The 14,403-nt window shown below is 68.4% G+C and carries 13 protein-coding genes; 7 read left to right on the top strand and 6 right to left on the bottom strand.

Features of this window, described 5'->3' with window-relative positions; translation table 11 throughout:
- Window positions 1-13: 13 nt before the first annotated feature.
- From ACFWY6_RS11430 to ACFWY6_RS11415, 4 genes are all read right to left on the bottom strand, one after another.
- The gene (locus ACFWY6_RS11430) at window positions 14-283 is read right to left on the bottom strand and encodes a DUF3311 domain-containing protein (protein WP_384687962.1); all 270 of its coding nucleotides are present in this window, start codon (window positions 281-283) and stop codon (window positions 14-16) included.
- Between the two features lie 141 nt (window positions 284-424).
- On the bottom strand, window positions 425-622 hold the full coding sequence (locus ACFWY6_RS11425) for a YbdD/YjiX family protein (RefSeq protein ID WP_360767530.1): 198 nt from the start codon (window positions 620-622) through the stop codon (window positions 425-427).
- Entirely contained in the window at window positions 619-2,754 is a 2,136-nt protein-coding gene (locus tag ACFWY6_RS11420) for a carbon starvation CstA family protein (RefSeq protein WP_384687961.1), read from the bottom strand. Before ACFWY6_RS11420 ends, ACFWY6_RS11425 begins: the two co-directional genes overlap by 4 nt.
- A 102-nt stretch (window positions 2,755-2,856) precedes the next feature.
- Window positions 2,857-3,630, bottom strand: a complete 774-nt coding sequence (locus ACFWY6_RS11415; RefSeq protein WP_266873115.1) for a GntR family transcriptional regulator — start codon at window positions 3,628-3,630, stop codon at window positions 2,857-2,859.
- A gap of 312 nt (window positions 3,631-3,942) precedes the next feature.
- On the opposite strand from ACFWY6_RS11415, the gene ACFWY6_RS11410 reads away from it, so the two are divergent.
- The 4 genes from ACFWY6_RS11410 to ACFWY6_RS11395 all read left to right on the top strand — a co-directional run bounded on the left by ACFWY6_RS11410 (window position 3,943) and on the right by ACFWY6_RS11395 (window position 8,645).
- Window positions 3,943-5,217 carry an extracellular solute-binding protein gene (locus ACFWY6_RS11410; RefSeq protein WP_384687960.1) on the top strand — a complete coding sequence of 425 codons (1,275 nt, stop codon included), beginning with the start codon at window positions 3,943-3,945 and terminating at the stop codon, window positions 5,215-5,217.
- Window positions 5,218-5,323: 106 nt separating this feature from the next.
- Window positions 5,324-6,304 (top strand): carbohydrate ABC transporter permease, encoded by a 981-nt coding sequence (locus ACFWY6_RS11405; protein WP_384687959.1) that lies wholly within the window; start codon window positions 5,324-5,326, stop codon window positions 6,302-6,304.
- A 32-nt stretch (window positions 6,305-6,336) separates the two neighbouring features.
- Complete coding sequence (locus ACFWY6_RS11400) at window positions 6,337-7,143, top strand: carbohydrate ABC transporter permease (RefSeq protein WP_266873116.1); 807 nt, start codon at window positions 6,337-6,339, stop codon at window positions 7,141-7,143.
- Between the two features lie 8 nt (window positions 7,144-7,151).
- Window positions 7,152-8,645 carry a glycoside hydrolase family 3 protein gene (locus ACFWY6_RS11395; protein WP_384687958.1) on the top strand — a complete coding sequence of 498 codons (1,494 nt, stop codon included), beginning with the start codon at window positions 7,152-7,154 and terminating at the stop codon, window positions 8,643-8,645.
- 99 nt (window positions 8,646-8,744) lie between these two features.
- Here ACFWY6_RS11395 and nagB read toward each other — a convergent pair whose 3' ends face one another.
- Window positions 8,745-9,530: a glucosamine-6-phosphate deaminase gene (gene nagB / locus ACFWY6_RS11390; RefSeq protein ID WP_384687957.1), complete on the bottom strand. Its 786-nt coding sequence runs from the start codon at window positions 9,528-9,530 to the stop codon at window positions 8,745-8,747.
- A gap of 281 nt (window positions 9,531-9,811) precedes the next feature.
- On the opposite strand from nagB, the gene ACFWY6_RS11385 reads away from it, so the two are divergent.
- A complete protein-coding gene (locus ACFWY6_RS11385; protein WP_384687956.1) occupies window positions 9,812-10,882 on the top strand; it encodes an SIS domain-containing protein in 1,071 nt (356 codons plus the stop codon).
- Window positions 10,883-10,901: 19 nt separating this feature from the next.
- On the opposite strand, the gene ACFWY6_RS11380 is transcribed toward ACFWY6_RS11385, so the two are convergent.
- Complete coding sequence (locus ACFWY6_RS11380; protein ID WP_384687955.1) at window positions 10,902-11,648, bottom strand: SDR family oxidoreductase; 747 nt, start codon at window positions 11,646-11,648, stop codon at window positions 10,902-10,904.
- Window positions 11,649-11,756: 108 nt separating this feature from the next.
- On the opposite strand from ACFWY6_RS11380, the gene ACFWY6_RS11375 reads away from it, so the two are divergent.
- Both ACFWY6_RS11375 and ACFWY6_RS11370 read left to right on the top strand, forming a co-directional pair.
- A complete protein-coding gene (locus ACFWY6_RS11375; protein ID WP_384687954.1) occupies window positions 11,757-12,410 on the top strand; it encodes a TetR/AcrR family transcriptional regulator in 654 nt (217 codons plus the stop codon).
- A 332-nt stretch (window positions 12,411-12,742) separates the two neighbouring features.
- A complete protein-coding gene (locus ACFWY6_RS11370) occupies window positions 12,743-14,209 on the top strand; it encodes a PAS domain-containing sensor histidine kinase (protein WP_266873117.1) in 1,467 nt (488 codons plus the stop codon).
- The last annotated feature ends 194 nt before the right edge of the window (window positions 14,210-14,403 follow it).

Genomic DNA, 14,403 nt, shown 5'->3' with positions numbered 1-14,403 from the left:
GAAGCGAGTGTCGTCACTGGCCGGCACCCCCTTGGACCTGCTCGGTCTTGCGGGCGCGCTGGTCACGCTGCCACAGCTTGTACGCGATCATCGTGAGGAGGGTGGATATGAGCACCCACAGCATTTGGTACCAGTAGAAGAACGGGATGCCGATGAAGGTCGGTTCGACCTTCGCGTAGGAACTCACCCAGAGCATCGCCACGAACGGCGCGACGAGACAGAGGGCAATGACCACGCGGACCGGCGTGATCACCGGTCTGCTCACTTCAGGCGCGTCTGACACATCTGACACTTCGCGGCTCCGCTCCCTCGCTTATCCCACCTTTAACGTGCGGGAAATCTAAGCGAGAGTCTTGATCTATGGAACCCCTGTCCGGATAACGGACGGGTCAATGTGCCTGCTCAGTGTCTGTTGAGTGCCTGCTCAGCAGCAGCGGAACCCCTGTCGTGGGTCCGACTCCTGTTGGTCCGTCCGCATTCGCTCGAACTCCCTCCGGGAGGGGACGGATGCCCCTGGATGCGTCTTCCGCGTGTGCGTCACATACCGGTCGTACGCGGACTCGTCGGTCAACTCCCGTGCGTACCAGCGCATCCAGCGAAGCCCGCGAAGGACCCAGGTCATGGGGTGAGCTCCTGTTCCTTCCTGAGCTGCTCTTCCTTCTCCTCGGGCGTCGCGATCAGGCCGGCCGGGGCCGTCAGCTTCGACTCCACGTACGGAGCCTCACTCAGCCGCGAGGCCTGCGGATTGCGGATGTGTCTGACGCACACCCGCGCCGCGTCCAGGATCACGATGACGATGAGCAGCGCGAGGGCCGCCGTAATGACGCCGTCCACCGTGGAGTTGGTGACGACGGTGTGCATGTCGTCCATGTTCTTGGCGGGCGGCAGGACCTTGCCCGCGTCGATGGCGTCCTGGTAGTTCGAGCGCTGCTGGAAGAAGCCGACGCGCGGGTCGCTGGAGAACACCTTCTGCCAGCTCGCGGTGAGCGTCACCGTCGCGTCCCAGGCGAGCGGAATCCCGGTGATCCAGGCCCACTTGAGGCGCCCGGACTTCACGAGCAGCGTCGTGCAGACGGCGAGGGCGACCGCCGCGAGCAGCTGGTTGGCGATGCCGAAGATCGGGAAGAGCTGGTTGATCCCGCCGAGCGGCTCGTGCACGCCCACCCACAGGAAGTAGCCCCACAGGCCGGTGACGACCGCGCTCGTGATGATGAGCCCGGGCTTCCAACTGACGTTCTTGAAGGGCTTGTATACGTTCCCGAGCATGTCCTGGAGCATGAAGCGGCCCACGCGCGTGCCCGCGTCGAGCGCGGTCAGGATGAACAGCGCCTCAAACATGATCGCGAAGTGGTACCAGAAGGCCCGCATCGAGCCCCCGGTGACCTTCGAGAAGATCTCGGAGACACCGATCGCGAGGGTCGGGGCGCCGCCCGTGCGCGAGAGCAGCGAGGACTCCTCGACGTTCTTGGCGGCCTGCGCCAAGTCCTCGGGGGAGATGGTGTATCCGAGGTTCGCGACGGCCTGGGACGCGGCCTGGACGTTGTCCCCGATGACGCCCGCGGGCGCGTTCATCGCGAAGTACAGACCGGGGTCGATGATGCTGGCCGCGACCAGCGCCATGACCGCGACGGACGACTCCATCAGCATGGAGCCGTAGCCGATCATCCGGACCTGCGGCTCCTTCTGGATCATCTTCGGCGTGGTGCCCGACGAGATCAGCGCGTGGAAGCCGGACAGCGCCCCGCAGGCGATGGTGATGAAGACGAAGGGGAAGAGCGAGCCCGCGAAGACCGGGCCGTCGCCGCGCGACGCGAAGTCGGTCACCGGGTCCATCTTCAGCGTCGGCAGGGTGACGATGACGCCGACCGCGAGCAGCAGGATCGTACCGATCTTCATGAACGTGGAGAGATAGTCGCGGGGCGCGAGCAGCATCCACACCGGCAGGATCGAGGCGATGAAGCCGTACGCCACCAGCCAGATGACCAGCGTCGAGGGCGCAAGCGTGAACGTGTCCGCGAGCGAGGACTCGGCGACCCAGCGGCCCGCGACGAGCGCGATCAGCAGCAGCGCGATCCCGATGAGGGAGACCTCGCTGACCCGGCCGGGGCGAAGCACCCGCAGGTAGAAGCCCATGAGCAGTGCGATCGGGATCGTCATCGCGATGGAGAAGGTGCCCCACGGCGACTCGGCGAGGGCGTTCACGATGACCAGCGCGAGCACCCCGAGCAGGATGATCATGATGGCGAACGCGGCGAGCAGCGCGGCGGCCCCGCCGAACGGACCGATCTCCTCGCGCGCCATCTGGCCAAGCGACTTGCCGTCACGCCGGGTGGAGAAGAAGAGGACGACCATGTCCTGCACGGCGCCCGCGAAGATCACCCCGACGATGATCCAGATGGTGCCCGGCAGATAGCCCATCTGCGCCGCGAGCACCGGCCCGACCAGCGGCCCCGCGCCCGCGATCGCCGCGAAGTGGTGGCCGAGCAGGACGCGCCGGTCGGTCGGGTGGAAGTCGATGCCGTTGTCCAGGCGTTCCGCCGGAGTGGCCCGGTTCTTGTCGACCTTGAGGACTTTGTACGCGATGAATTTGGAGTAGAAGCGGTACGCGATGGCGTACGAGCCGAGGGCCGCCGCCACCATCCAGGCGGCCGACACCTCCTCGTCGCGCGCCAGCGCGAGCACCGTCCAGCCCGAGGCGCCCACCAGCGCGACGAGCGTCCAGATGACAAGGGATCGAGGATTTGCTCTGCGCACCGGGTCGTCCTCCCGTTCATCATGCGATGACGGGAGGAACGTAGAACAGCGAAGTGATCCGCGCCAGACCTCGGAAGGGTCTCGGTACGTGCGGGCGGTGCGTCAGTCCGTGGGCCGCTTGAGGCGGGCCACGAACTTGTACCGGTCGCCGCGGTAGACCGAACGCACCCATTCCACCGGTTTTCCGCCGCCGTCGAGGGAGTGCCGGGACAGCAGCAGCATCGGCAGGCCCACGTCCGTGCCGAGCAGGCCCGCCTCGCGCGGCGTCGCGAGGGAGGTCTCGATGGTCTCCTCGGCCTCCGCGAGATGGACGTCGTACACCTCGGCCAAGGCCGTGTAGAGCGATGTGTACTTGACCAGCGAGCGGCGCAGCGCCGGGAAGCGCTTGGCCGACAGATGGGTGGTCTCGATGGCCATCGCCTCGCCGTTGGCCAGGCGCAGCCGCTCGATCCTGAGGACACGGCCGCCGGTGCTGATGTCGAGCAGCCCTGCGAGCGTGTCGTCGGCGGTGATGTAGCCGATGTCCAGGAGCTGCGAGGTCGGTTCCAGGCCCTGGGCGCGCATGTCCTCGGTGTACGAGGTGAGTTGCAGCGCCTGGGAGACCTTGGGCTTGGCGACGAAGGTGCCCTTGCCCTGGATCCGCTCCAGGCGGCCCTCGACGACCAGCTCCTGCAGGGCCTGGCGCACGGTGGTGCGCGAGGTGTCGAACTCGGCGGCCAGCGTGCGCTCCGGCGGGACAGGGGTGCCGGGCGGCAGGGTCTCCGTCATGTCGAGCAAGTGGCGCTTCAGGCGGTAGTACTTGGGCACACGTGCGGTGCGGCCGACGCTCGGGGCCCCGTCCACGTCGGTTCCTGTGCTCCCCGCCTCGGTGCCCATGGTCCGCCTTCCTGCTGCCGTCACCGGCTCCTCCGTCTGTCGCGGCTCACATCGTGGCACGTACCGGGCTGAGGGGGCGCCCCCTGCTCGAGCGAAGTCGAGAGCTTGGGGGAAGACCGCGCCCCTCAGGTGTCGGTCCGATAACGGACCTGACAGCCCTTCTTATACACCCTTGACACCCCTAAAGGTCTAGGCCAAGCTCCCCGTACTGGTCTACACCATTAAAGACCAGGTTCCAGTCCCACGGGCAGATCTCGGTCCTATTGGTCGCTGCGGGTGGGGGGTTGACTGGCATCCCTTGAGGAGGGTGACGTGAAGCGCAAGCTCATAGCGGCCATCGGTGTCGCGGGCATGTTGGTCTCGATCGCGGCGTGTGGCGGCGACGACGGAGACAAGAAGTCCGGCGGAGCCGACGGCTTCAAGGGTGAGACGCTGACGCTCTGGGCGATGGACGGTTCGACGCCGGAGAAGTGGCAGAAGGACGTCACGGCGGCCTTCGAGAAGAAGACCGGCGCGAAGCTGAAGTTCGAAGTCCAGCAGTGGAACGGCATCCAGCAGAAGCTGACCACCGCCCTCTCCGAGGAGAACCCGCCGGACGTCTTCGAGATCGGCAACACCCAGACCGCCGCGTACGCCAAGACCGGCGGCCTCGCCGAACTCGGCGACCTCAAGGAAGGGCTCGGCGCCGACTGGACCGAGTCGATCAACAAGTCGTCCGTCGTGGACGGCAAGCAGTACGCCGCCCCGTGGTTCGTCCTCAACCGCGTCGTCATCTACAACAAGAAGGTCTGGGCCGACGCCGGCCTCAAGGACACCCCCAAGACCCGCGCCGAGTTCCTCAAGGACCTCAAGGCAATCGAGTCCAAGACGGACGCCGAGCCGATCTACATGCCCGGCCAGAACTGGTACCACTTCGTCGGCCTGACCATCGGCGAGGGCGCCGAACTGGTCAAGAAGGACGGCGACAAGTACGTCTCCAACCTCACCGACCCCAAGGTCGCCAAGGCCATGAAGACGTACAAGGAGTTCGCTGACCTCTCCAAGGCCCCCAAGAACAAGGACGAGGCCACCCCGCAGCAGGCCGAGGTCTTCGCCAAGGGCAAGACCGGCGCCTTCGTCGGCATGAGCTGGGAGGCCGCCACCGCGATCAAGGCCAACCCGAAGATCGAGAAGGACATCGGCTACTTCACGATCCCCGGCGCCACCGCGGACAAGCCCGAAGGCGTCTTCCTCGGCGGCTCCAACCTCGCCGTCGCCGCGACCAGCGAGAAGCAGGAGCTCGCCAAGGAGTTCCTGAAGATCGCCCTGTCCGACAAGTTCGAGGGCGCGCTCGCCAAGGAAGGCGGCGTCATCCCCAACAAGCAGGCCCTGGAGGACCGGCTCAAGGGCAACCCCGCAGCCGAGGCCATGGCCCCCGCCACCGCCGGCGGCGGCACGACCCCGCTGATCCCGGAGTGGGCCGCGGTGGAGAACCCGCCGAACCCGATCAAGAACTACATGACCGCGGTCCTGAACGGTAAGTCCAACGACGAGGCCGCCAAGCAGGTCGAGGGCGAGCTCAACAAGCGCCTGTCGCAGAAGCAGTAAGGACGCGCTCCCGCCGGGGACTTCGGGCCCGGGGTGTCAGCACCCCCGGGCCCGATGCCCCGGCACAGCGCTGCGTTCCGCGATGCCCACGAAAGAGATGGCGAGCATGACCGTGCAGACCGAACGGCCGCCCTCCGGCCCGACGGACGTCGTGAAAACGGACGGACGGCCGGGAGACACCGGCAAGCCCCGCGAGCGGGCCCGGTCGCTCGCGCCCTACCTGCTCCTGCTTCCCGCGATCGCGGCCACGCTCGTGTTCCTCGGCTGGCCCCTGGTCAACAACGGGATCCTGTCGTTCCAGAACCTCAACATGAGGCAGTTCATCCTCCACCTCACCGAGTGGAACGGGATCGACAACTTCAAGGAAGTCCTCACCGGCGAGGACTTCTGGCGGGTCACAGGGCGTTCGATCGCGTTCACCGCGGTCAACGTCGCACTGATCATGCTGCTCGGCACCCTGATCGGCCTGCTGCTCGCACGGCTCGGCAAGCGGATGCGGACGCTGCTCCTGGTCGGACTCATCCTCACCTGGGCGATGCCGATCATCGCCGCGACGACCGTCTACCAGTGGCTGTTCGCGACGCGCTTCGGTGTCGTCAACTGGGTCCTGGACAAGGCCGGCTGGCACTCGATGGCCGACTACGACTGGATGGGCAGCCAGTTCTCCACGTTCTTCGTGGTCATCGTCCTGATCGTCTGGCAGTCGATCCCCTTCGTCGCGATCAACCTGTACGCCGCGACGACGACGATCCCCAAGGAGCTCTACGAGGCCGCGTCGCTGGACGGCGCGGGCGTGTGGAAGCGGTTCAAGAACGTCACGCTGCCGTATCTGCGGCCTTTCCTCTACGCGACGACGTTCCTGGAGATCATCTGGGTCTTCAAGGCGTTCGCGCAGGTCATGGCACTCAACGAGGGCGGCCCCGACCGGCTCACCGAAATCCTGCCCGTCTACGCCTACATCGAGGGCATGGGCAACCAGCACTTCGGCATGGGAGCGGCGATCGCGCTGCTCACCATCGTCATCCTGCTGGCCCTGACCTCCTTCTACCTGCGGATCGTGCTCAAGCAAGAGGAGGACGAGCTGTGACGCGCACTGCTTCGTCTCGGCGGCTCCGCCGCATCTGGCCCAACGCGGTGGCCGTCGTGCTCTTCATCGGGTTCGTCTTCCCCGTGTACTGGATGTTCGCCACGGCCTTCAAACCGACCGGCGACATCATCAGCGAGGACCCGGTGTGGTTCCCGACCGACGCGACGTTCGAGCACTTCAAGACGGCCGTCGAGGCCGACCACTTCTGGACGATGGTCGGCAACTCCCTCACCGTCACCGTCCTCGCCGTGCTCTTCTCGCTGATCATCGGCCTCGCGTCGGCGTTCGCACTCGCCCGGATGCGCTTCAAGGGACGGCGCGGCTTCATCATCGGCTTCATGCTGGCCCAGATGGCGCCCTGGGAAGTCATGGTCATCGCCATCTACATGATCGTGCGCGACGCCGACATGCTGAACAGCCTCGTCCCGCTCACCCTCTTCTACATGGTGATGATCCTGCCCTTCACGCTCCTGACACTGCGCGGCTTCGTCGCCGCCGTGCCGCGCGAGCTGGAGGAGTCGGCGATGGTCGACGGCTGTTCACGGATGCAGGCGTTCCGCCGGGTGATCCTGCCGCTGCTCGCACCGGGCCTGATGTCGACCTCGCTCTTCGGCTTCATCACGGCCTGGAACGAATTCCCGCTGGTCCTTGTCCTCAACAAGGAGGCGGAGGCCAAGACGCTTCCGGTGTGGCTCTCCGGCTTCCAGACCGCCTTCGGCGACGACTGGGGCGCCACCATGGCCGCCGCCTCGCTCTTCGCCATCCCGATCCTGGTCCTCTTCGTCTTCCTGCAGCGCAGGGCCGTCAGCGGTCTGACCGACGGCGCCGTGAAGGGATAACACGCCATATGTCGACACTCATTCGCCCCACCGACACCCTCACCCGGGACGCCCTGACCGTCCTGCAGCCGGGCTTCGTCGGCACCAGCGCCCCGGACTGGCTGCTCCGCCGCATCGGCGAAGGCCTCGCCTCCGTCGGCCTGTTCGGCCGCAACATCGCATCGCCCGCCCAACTGGCGGCACTCACCGCCCAGTTGCGCGCCGAACGCGACGACGTCCTGGTCGCCATCGACGAGGAGGGCGGTGACGTGACCCGCCTGGAGGTCCGCTCCGGCTCCTCCTTCCCGGGCAACCACGCGCTCGGCGCGGTCGACGACACGGCGCTGACCCGTGACGTGGCGGCCGAGCTGGGCCGCCGCCTCGCCGCGTGCGGCGTCAACCTCAACTGGGCACCCTCGGCGGACGTCAACTCCAACCCGGACAACCCGGTCATCGGCGTACGCTCCTTCGGCGCCGACCCGCTCCTGGTGGCCCGGCACACCGCCGCATACGTCGAGGGCCTGCAGTCCGCCGGCGTCGCCGCCTGCACCAAACACTTCCCCGGGCACGGCGACACCGCGGTCGACTCACACCACGACGTGCCGCGCATCGGAGTCGACCCCGAAGTGCTCCGGGCCCGTGACCTCGCCCCGTTCCGCGCGGCGATCGCCGCGGGCACACGGGCCGTGATGAGCGCGCACATCCTGGTCCCGTCGCTCGACCCCGAGTACCCGGCAACGCTGTCGCACCGCATCCTGACAGGCGTACTACGCGAGGAACTGGGTTACGACGGCCTGATCGTCACCGACGGCATGGAGATGCAGGCCATCTCCGCGACGTACGGCATCGAGCGGGGCAGCGCCCTCGCCATCGCCGCGGGCGCCGACGCGATCTGCGTGGGCGGCGGCCTCGCGGACGACGAGACGGTGCTTCGCCTGCGGGACGCGCTGGTGGGGGCCGTCCACAGGGGGGAACTCTCCGAGGAACGCCTCGCCGACGCGGCCGCCCGCGTCCGTGCGCTGGCCCACTGGACCTCGGTGTCGGGCGTGGCCGACCGTTCGGGGGGCGCGCCCGACACCGAGATCGGCCTGGTCGCGGCCCGCCGCGCCCTGACCGTCACCCGCGGCAATTCCTACGACGCCGCGCTCACCGAAGCTCCGTACGTCGCCGCCTTCACGCCGATGGCCAACATCGCGGTGGGCGACGAGACCCCGTGGGGCGTGGCGGCGGAACTGGAACGCCTGCTCCCGGGAACGGAGACGGGCAGCTTCACCGGCCCGGACGCGGGCGCGCTGGCGCTGGCCGAGGCGGGGGAGCGGAGGGTGGTCGCCGTGGTCCGCGACGCCCACCGCCACGTCTGGATGGCAGAGGCCCTGAACACCCTGCTGGCATCCCGCCCCGACACAGTGGTGGTGGAAATGGGCGTCCCCCAGTCCCACCCACAGGGCTCCCTCCATATCGCCACGCATGGCGCGGCACGGGTGTGCGGATTGGCGGCGGCGGAGGTAATTACCGGCCGGTGACGGTCTGTGCCCACCCACCGAGCCGCACTCAAGCAACAAACAGCAAGGTGCCGGGCACCCCCAAGCGGGGGGCCCGGCACCTTCACGCAACGCCCGGTACTACAGCCCCTGCCAGGCAGGCTTGGCCGCATACGTGGCCCTGAAGTACTCCCCAAGCTTCAACTTGGACGCGGCGGCCTCATCCACAACGACCGTCGCATGCGGATGCAACTGCAGAGCCGAAGCCGGAACCACCGCGGCGACAGGCCCCTCCACCGTCGCGGCCACCGCGTCCGCCTTGCCCTCACCCGTGGCAAGCAGCACCAGATGCCGAGCCTCGAGAATCGTCCCGATGCCCTGCGTGATGACGTGATGCGGCACCTGCTCGATGTCCCCGTCGAAGAACCGCGCGTTGTCCACCCGCGTCTGCTCCGTCAGCGTCTTGATCCGCGTACGCGAGGCCAGCGAGGAGCACGGCTCGTTGAACCCGATGTGCCCGTCCGTACCGATCCCGAGCAACTGGAGATCGACACCGCCGGCCGCCGCGAGCGCCTCGTCGTACGCGTCGCACGCCGCCTGCACATCCTCCGCGCTGCCGTCAGGCCCCATGAAGGACGCCTCGCTGAGCCCCAGCGGCTCGACGACCTCACGCAACACCACGGACCGGTAGGACTCGGGATGCCCCGCGGGCAGTCCGACGTACTCGTCGAGCTGGCAGATCCGCGCCCGCGACGCGTCCACGGCACCGGAGGTGACCTTGGCGGCAAGGGCCTCGTAGATGGGCAGCGGGGTGGATCCGGTGGCGACACCGAGCAGGGCGTCAGGCTTACGGCGCACCAAGGCGGCCATGGCCTCCGCGATGAGCTCGCCGCCTGCCTTGGCGTCCGGGACGATGACAACTTCCACGCTGGGCCTGCCGATCTGGAGAGGGGACTCACAGGGACTGTGTGGTTTAGACCAATTTAACAGAGTGGGCCCGCCGGAGCCCCGGGTTCTCGGGCTTCGGTATCACGCGGTCCGCAGCCGTCCGGTCCACGCTCGGCCGCTCCCGCATCCCATGCTCGGCGCTCCCCTCAAGCCTTGCCCGTCGAGCAGTCCCCCCGGGGGGCCTCCCCCTCCCTCCCCTCCCTCCTCCCTCCCCTCCCTCCCATCAAGCGAGCCACGCCCCGAGCGAGCACAGTGGAGGCATGACCGACACGACAACGGCCCCGCAGAGCGAGCAGCCGGGCCGGATCATGTCCCGTGAGATGGCCGAACAGCCCGAGGTGCTGCGCCGCATCCTCGAGGCCGGCGCCCCGAAGATCCGTGAGACCGCCCGGCTGGTCGCCGCCAAGAAGCCCCGCTTCGTCCTCCTCACCGCACGCGGCACCTCCGACCACGCCGCCCTGTACGCCAAATACCTCCTCGAAGTCCGCCTCGGCGTGCCCTGCGGACTGAGCTCCATGTCCACCATCACGGCCTACGGAGCCAAGCCCGACCTGAGGGACGTCCTGGTCATCACCGTCAGTCAGTCCGGGGGCTCGCCCGACCTGGTGGCCTCGACCCGCGCCGCCCGCGATGCCGGCGCGCTCACCCTCTCGGTGACCAACAACCCGGACTCGCCGCTTGCCGCCGTCTCCGAACACCACATCGACGTCCTGGCGGGCCCGGAGAAGGCGCTCCCCGCCACGAAGACCTACACGGCGTCCCTCCTGGCCCTCTATCTCTTCGTCGAGGGGCTGCATGACGGTGACGTATCGGCCACCGCCGCGCTGCCCGAACTCGCCGCCCAACTCCTGGACCGCCAGCCCGAGATCAGGACGCTGGCCGCCCGCTACCGCTTCGCCGAACGCATGGTGATCACCTCCCGTGGCTATGGCCTGCCGACCGCCAAGGAAGCGGCCCTGAAGCTGATGGAGACGAGCTACATCCCCGCCCTCGCCTACTCCGGCGCGGACCTGCTGCACGGCCCGCTCGCCATGGTCGACAACATCTCGCCCGTCATCGCCGTCGTCCCGGACGGCAAGGGTGGCGAGGTCCTCCAGCCCGTGCTCGACCGGTTGCGCGGGCGCGGCGCCGACCTTGTGGTCGTCGGCCCGAAGGGGCAGGTGGAGCAGGCGTCGGCCGGTTTCGCGCTGCCGACCGACGGCGTACCGGAAGAGCTCCAGCCGATCCTGGAGATCATCCCGCTCCACCTGCTCGCCTACGAGGTCACGATCGCCCGCGGCCAGGACCCGGACGCGCCCCGCGCCCTCGCGAAGGTGACGGAGACCCGCTGACGCCGGATGCCATGGGACGTCACAGTCCCAGCGCCGATCCTCCCGTCGCGTCGATGTACTGGCCGGTGATCCAGCGCGCGTCGTCCGAGGCGACGAAGGTGACGATGTCCGCCACGTCGGCAGGCTGGCCTATGCGGCCGAAGGTCGAGTACTTCGCCATCTCGCTGTGCTGGCCGTCGGGAATCCCGGCCATCATCTCCGTCTCGATGATCCCCGGCGCCACCGCGTTGACCGTGATCCCCCGCGGGCCCAGGTCCTGCGCCAGGGTGTGCGTCAGGACGTTCAGGGCGCCCTTCGTCATCGAGTAGCCGATGGTGATCGGGAAGGCGATCCGGGTGACTCCGGAGGAGATGTTGATGATGCGGCCGCCGTCGCGCAGGCGGTCCAGGCCCTTCTGGATGATGAAGAACGGCGCCTTCACATTGACCGCGAACACCCGGTCGTAATCCGCTTCCTGGACCTCGCCCACCAGGCTGTAGAGCCCGATCCCCGCGTTGTTCACCAGGATGTCCAGGCCGTCAGCGTGCCGGTCGAACTCGGCCCAGAGCGCCTCCGCGTCACCGGGCACGCCGAGCTCCGTGCCGAAGGCGAAGGCGGAGCCGCCCTCCCCCTCGATCGCGGCGACCGTCTCCTTCGCGGCGGCCTCATTGCTGCCGTAGTGCACGGCGACCCGTGCGCCGTCCCGCCCGAGCCGTTCGGCGATGCCCCGCCCGATGCCCCTGCTGCCGCCCGTGACCAGTGCCGTCTTCCCTGCAAGCGTGCCCATGGGAGCCGCCCCCTCTTCCCGTCCAAAGATTTCTCTAGTGGTCGCTACAGAAAGAAACCGTAGCCGAGCCCGGCCCGTTTTTCTAGCGCCCGCTATAGAATTCACTCCATGGTGACGAGAGACCCTGCGCGGCCACCGGTCGAGCAGCCGGCGAAACAGCGCGGACGCCCCCGCTCCTTCGACCGCGAGACCGCCCTTGAGCAGGCCATCCGCACGTTCTGGGAGCACGGGTACGAGGCGACCTCGGTCACGGACCTCACCCGGGCCATGGGGATCGGCGCGCCGAGCATGTACGCGGCCTTCGGCGACAAGCGGTCCCTGTTCGAGGAGGTCGTGCGGGTCTACGGCCAGACGTACGGTGGCTTCGGCGACCGCGCCTTCGCCGAGGAGCCGACCGTCCGGGGCGGCGTCGCGCGCATGCTGCACGAGGCCGCGGCCAAGTACACGGAGCCGGGTCACCCCCGCGGCTGCCTCGTCATCTACGCCGCGACGAACTGCGCGACGCCGGAGGTCGAGGCGAGCCTGCGTGACCAGCGCAACGCCAATGTCGGCTCCATCGAGTCGCGGATAAGGTCCGCGATCGCCGCGGGCGAGCTACCCTCGACCATCGACGCCCCCGCGCTCGCGCGCTACACCGGAGCGGTCCTGCAGGGCATGTCCCAGCAGTCCCGTGACGGCGCGACCAGGCAGGAGCTGGAAGCCGTCGCCGAACTGGCCATGCACGCCTGGCCGGCGACCGCATCCGGGTCGGCGGAGGCGTGATCCCTGGGGCACCGGGGGCAGAAGTGAAAGAAGTAGACAACAATAAACATCCGCCTACGCATAGACACAGGTGAATGGTCTAGTCCACAATGCGTTGGTAAAGCATCCGCCCTTCCCGCACAGGAGGGCGGACCGAGGAACCGGCACTCTCTGCCCTGACCGTGCCGGATCCTCCGATCGGCCGCCGGTACCGCACATTCCGGTGGTCGTGTTCCTGAAGGGCTGCGGTGCCGAGGGTGGGTTGAGGGTCCCGCCCTGGCGCCGCGGCTCGTCGGGAATCGCCCGGGGCGGACCCGCGGTAAGTGCCAGGTACGCTCGCACACGTGCCCTCCATGAACGACCTCGTCCGCCAGCACACCGCTCTCGGTGACTCCGATCTCGAGTGGTTGCATCTGCTGGTCTCGGAGTGGCAGCTGCTCTCCGACCTCTCCTTCGCCGACCTCGTGCTGTGGGTCCCCACCCGCGACGGCACCCGGTATGTCTCCGTGGCGCAGATGCGGCCGAACACCGGCCCCACCTCCTACCAGGACGACATGGTCGGCCACCTCGTCCCGCGCGGCCGCCGCCCCCTGCTCGACGCCGCCCTGGACGAGGGCCGCATCGTGCGCGAGGGCGACCCCGAGTGGCGCGAAGAGGTCCCGGTGCGGGTCGAGTCCATCCCCGTACGCAGGGAAGGGCGCGTCCTGGGGGTCATCGCCCGCAACACCAACCTGCTCACGGTGCGCACCCCCTCACGGCTGGAGCTGACTTACCTCCAGTCGGCGTCCGACCTGGCCCAGATGATCGCGGCCGGCTCCTTCCCGTTCCCCGGCCAGCAGGTCGACATGGACGCCTCGCCGCGCGTGGGCGACGGTCTGCTGCGGCTCGACGCCGACGGGATCGTCCAGTACGCGTCGCCGAACGCGCTCTCCGCGTACCACCGCCTCGGCCTCGCCGCCGACCTGGTCGGACATCACCTCGGCACGGCGACCGCCGAACTGGCCCCGTCCCGCGGCCCGGTGGACGAGGCGCTCGCCAAGGTCGCCAGCGGCTGGGCGCCCCGCGAGTTCGAGATCGAGGGCGGCGACGGGGTCATCCAGCTCCGCGCGATCCCGCTCAAGCCCAAGGGCCCGCGCATCGGTTCTCTCGTACTCCTTCGTGATGTGACCGAACTGCGCCGCCGCGAGCGCGAGTTGATCACCAAGGACGCGACCATCCGGGAGATCCACCACCGGGTGAAGAACAACCTCCAGACGGTCGCCGCGCTCCTTCGCCTGCAGGCCCGCCGCATCGACTCCGCCACCGGCCGCGAGGCGCTCGAAGAGGCCGTGCGGCGGGTGGGCTCCATCGCCATCGTGCACGAGACGCTGTCCCAGAACCTGGACGAGCGCGTGGAGTTCGACGAGATCGCCGACCGCGTCCTCGCGATGGTGGCGGAGATCTCGCCGGGCAAGGTCACGGGCCGGCGCACCGGACGCTTCGGCATCCTGGACGCCGAGGTGGCGACCCCGCTGTCGATGGTCCTCACCGAGATCCTGCAGAACGCCCTGGAACACGGCTTCCGCGAGGGCGACATGGGCACGGTCGAGGTCTCCGCGGTGCGCGGCGGCACCAGCAAGGACGCCCGCCTCCTGATCACCGTCCAGGACGACGGCGTGGGACTGCCCGACGACTTCGATCCGCACCGCTCGGGCAACCTCGGCCTGCAGATCGTCCGCACCCTGGTCGAGGGCGAGTTGAGCGGCACGTTCGACATGGTGCGGGCCCCGGAGCGCGGCACGCAGGTCATCCTCGACATCCCCGTACGCGCCGACAAGTAGCGCCCGCGCAGGGCGTACGGCATCCCGTAGCCCGTATCTCACATCCCGTATCCCGTATCCCGTATCCCGCATACGAAAAGCAGTGAGCCCCGGACCGAAGTGGGTCCGGGGGTCACAGGTCACGGTGCGTTTCGCATGGGGGGGACTGCGGGGCGTGGGCGGGGGGGGGGGGTTTGCGTACGCGCGGTAAGCGG

Source organism: Streptomyces sp. NPDC059037 (assembly GCF_042740015.1).
Taxonomy (GTDB): Bacteria; Actinomycetota; Actinomycetes; order Streptomycetales; family Streptomycetaceae; genus Streptomyces.
This window is presented reverse-complemented; position numbering and strand designations above follow the sequence as displayed.

Bases quoted from the DNA above. Each gene is read 5' to 3' on its own strand.
- ACFWY6_RS11425 (WP_360767530.1), bottom strand. From the start codon at position 622: ATGACCTGGGTCCTTCGCGGGCTTCGCTGGATGCGCTGGTACGCACGG.
- ACFWY6_RS11415 (WP_266873115.1), bottom strand. From the start codon at position 3,630: ATGGGCACCGAGGCGGGGAGCACAGGAACCGACGTGGACGGGGCCCCG.
- ACFWY6_RS11370 (WP_266873117.1), top strand. From the start codon at position 12,743: ATGAACGACCTCGTCCGCCAGCACACCGCTCTCGGTGACTCCGATCTC.
- ACFWY6_RS11380 (WP_384687955.1), bottom strand. From the start codon at position 11,648: ATGGGCACGCTTGCAGGGAAGACGGCACTGGTCACGGGCGGCAGCAGG.
- ACFWY6_RS11395 (WP_384687958.1), top strand. From the start codon at position 7,152: ATGTCGACACTCATTCGCCCCACCGACACCCTCACCCGGGACGCCCTG.
- ACFWY6_RS11405 (WP_384687959.1), top strand. From the start codon at position 5,324: ATGACCGTGCAGACCGAACGGCCGCCCTCCGGCCCGACGGACGTCGTG.
- ACFWY6_RS11385 (WP_384687956.1), top strand. From the start codon at position 9,812: ATGACCGACACGACAACGGCCCCGCAGAGCGAGCAGCCGGGCCGGATC.
- ACFWY6_RS11375 (WP_384687954.1), top strand. From the start codon at position 11,757: ATGGTGACGAGAGACCCTGCGCGGCCACCGGTCGAGCAGCCGGCGAAA.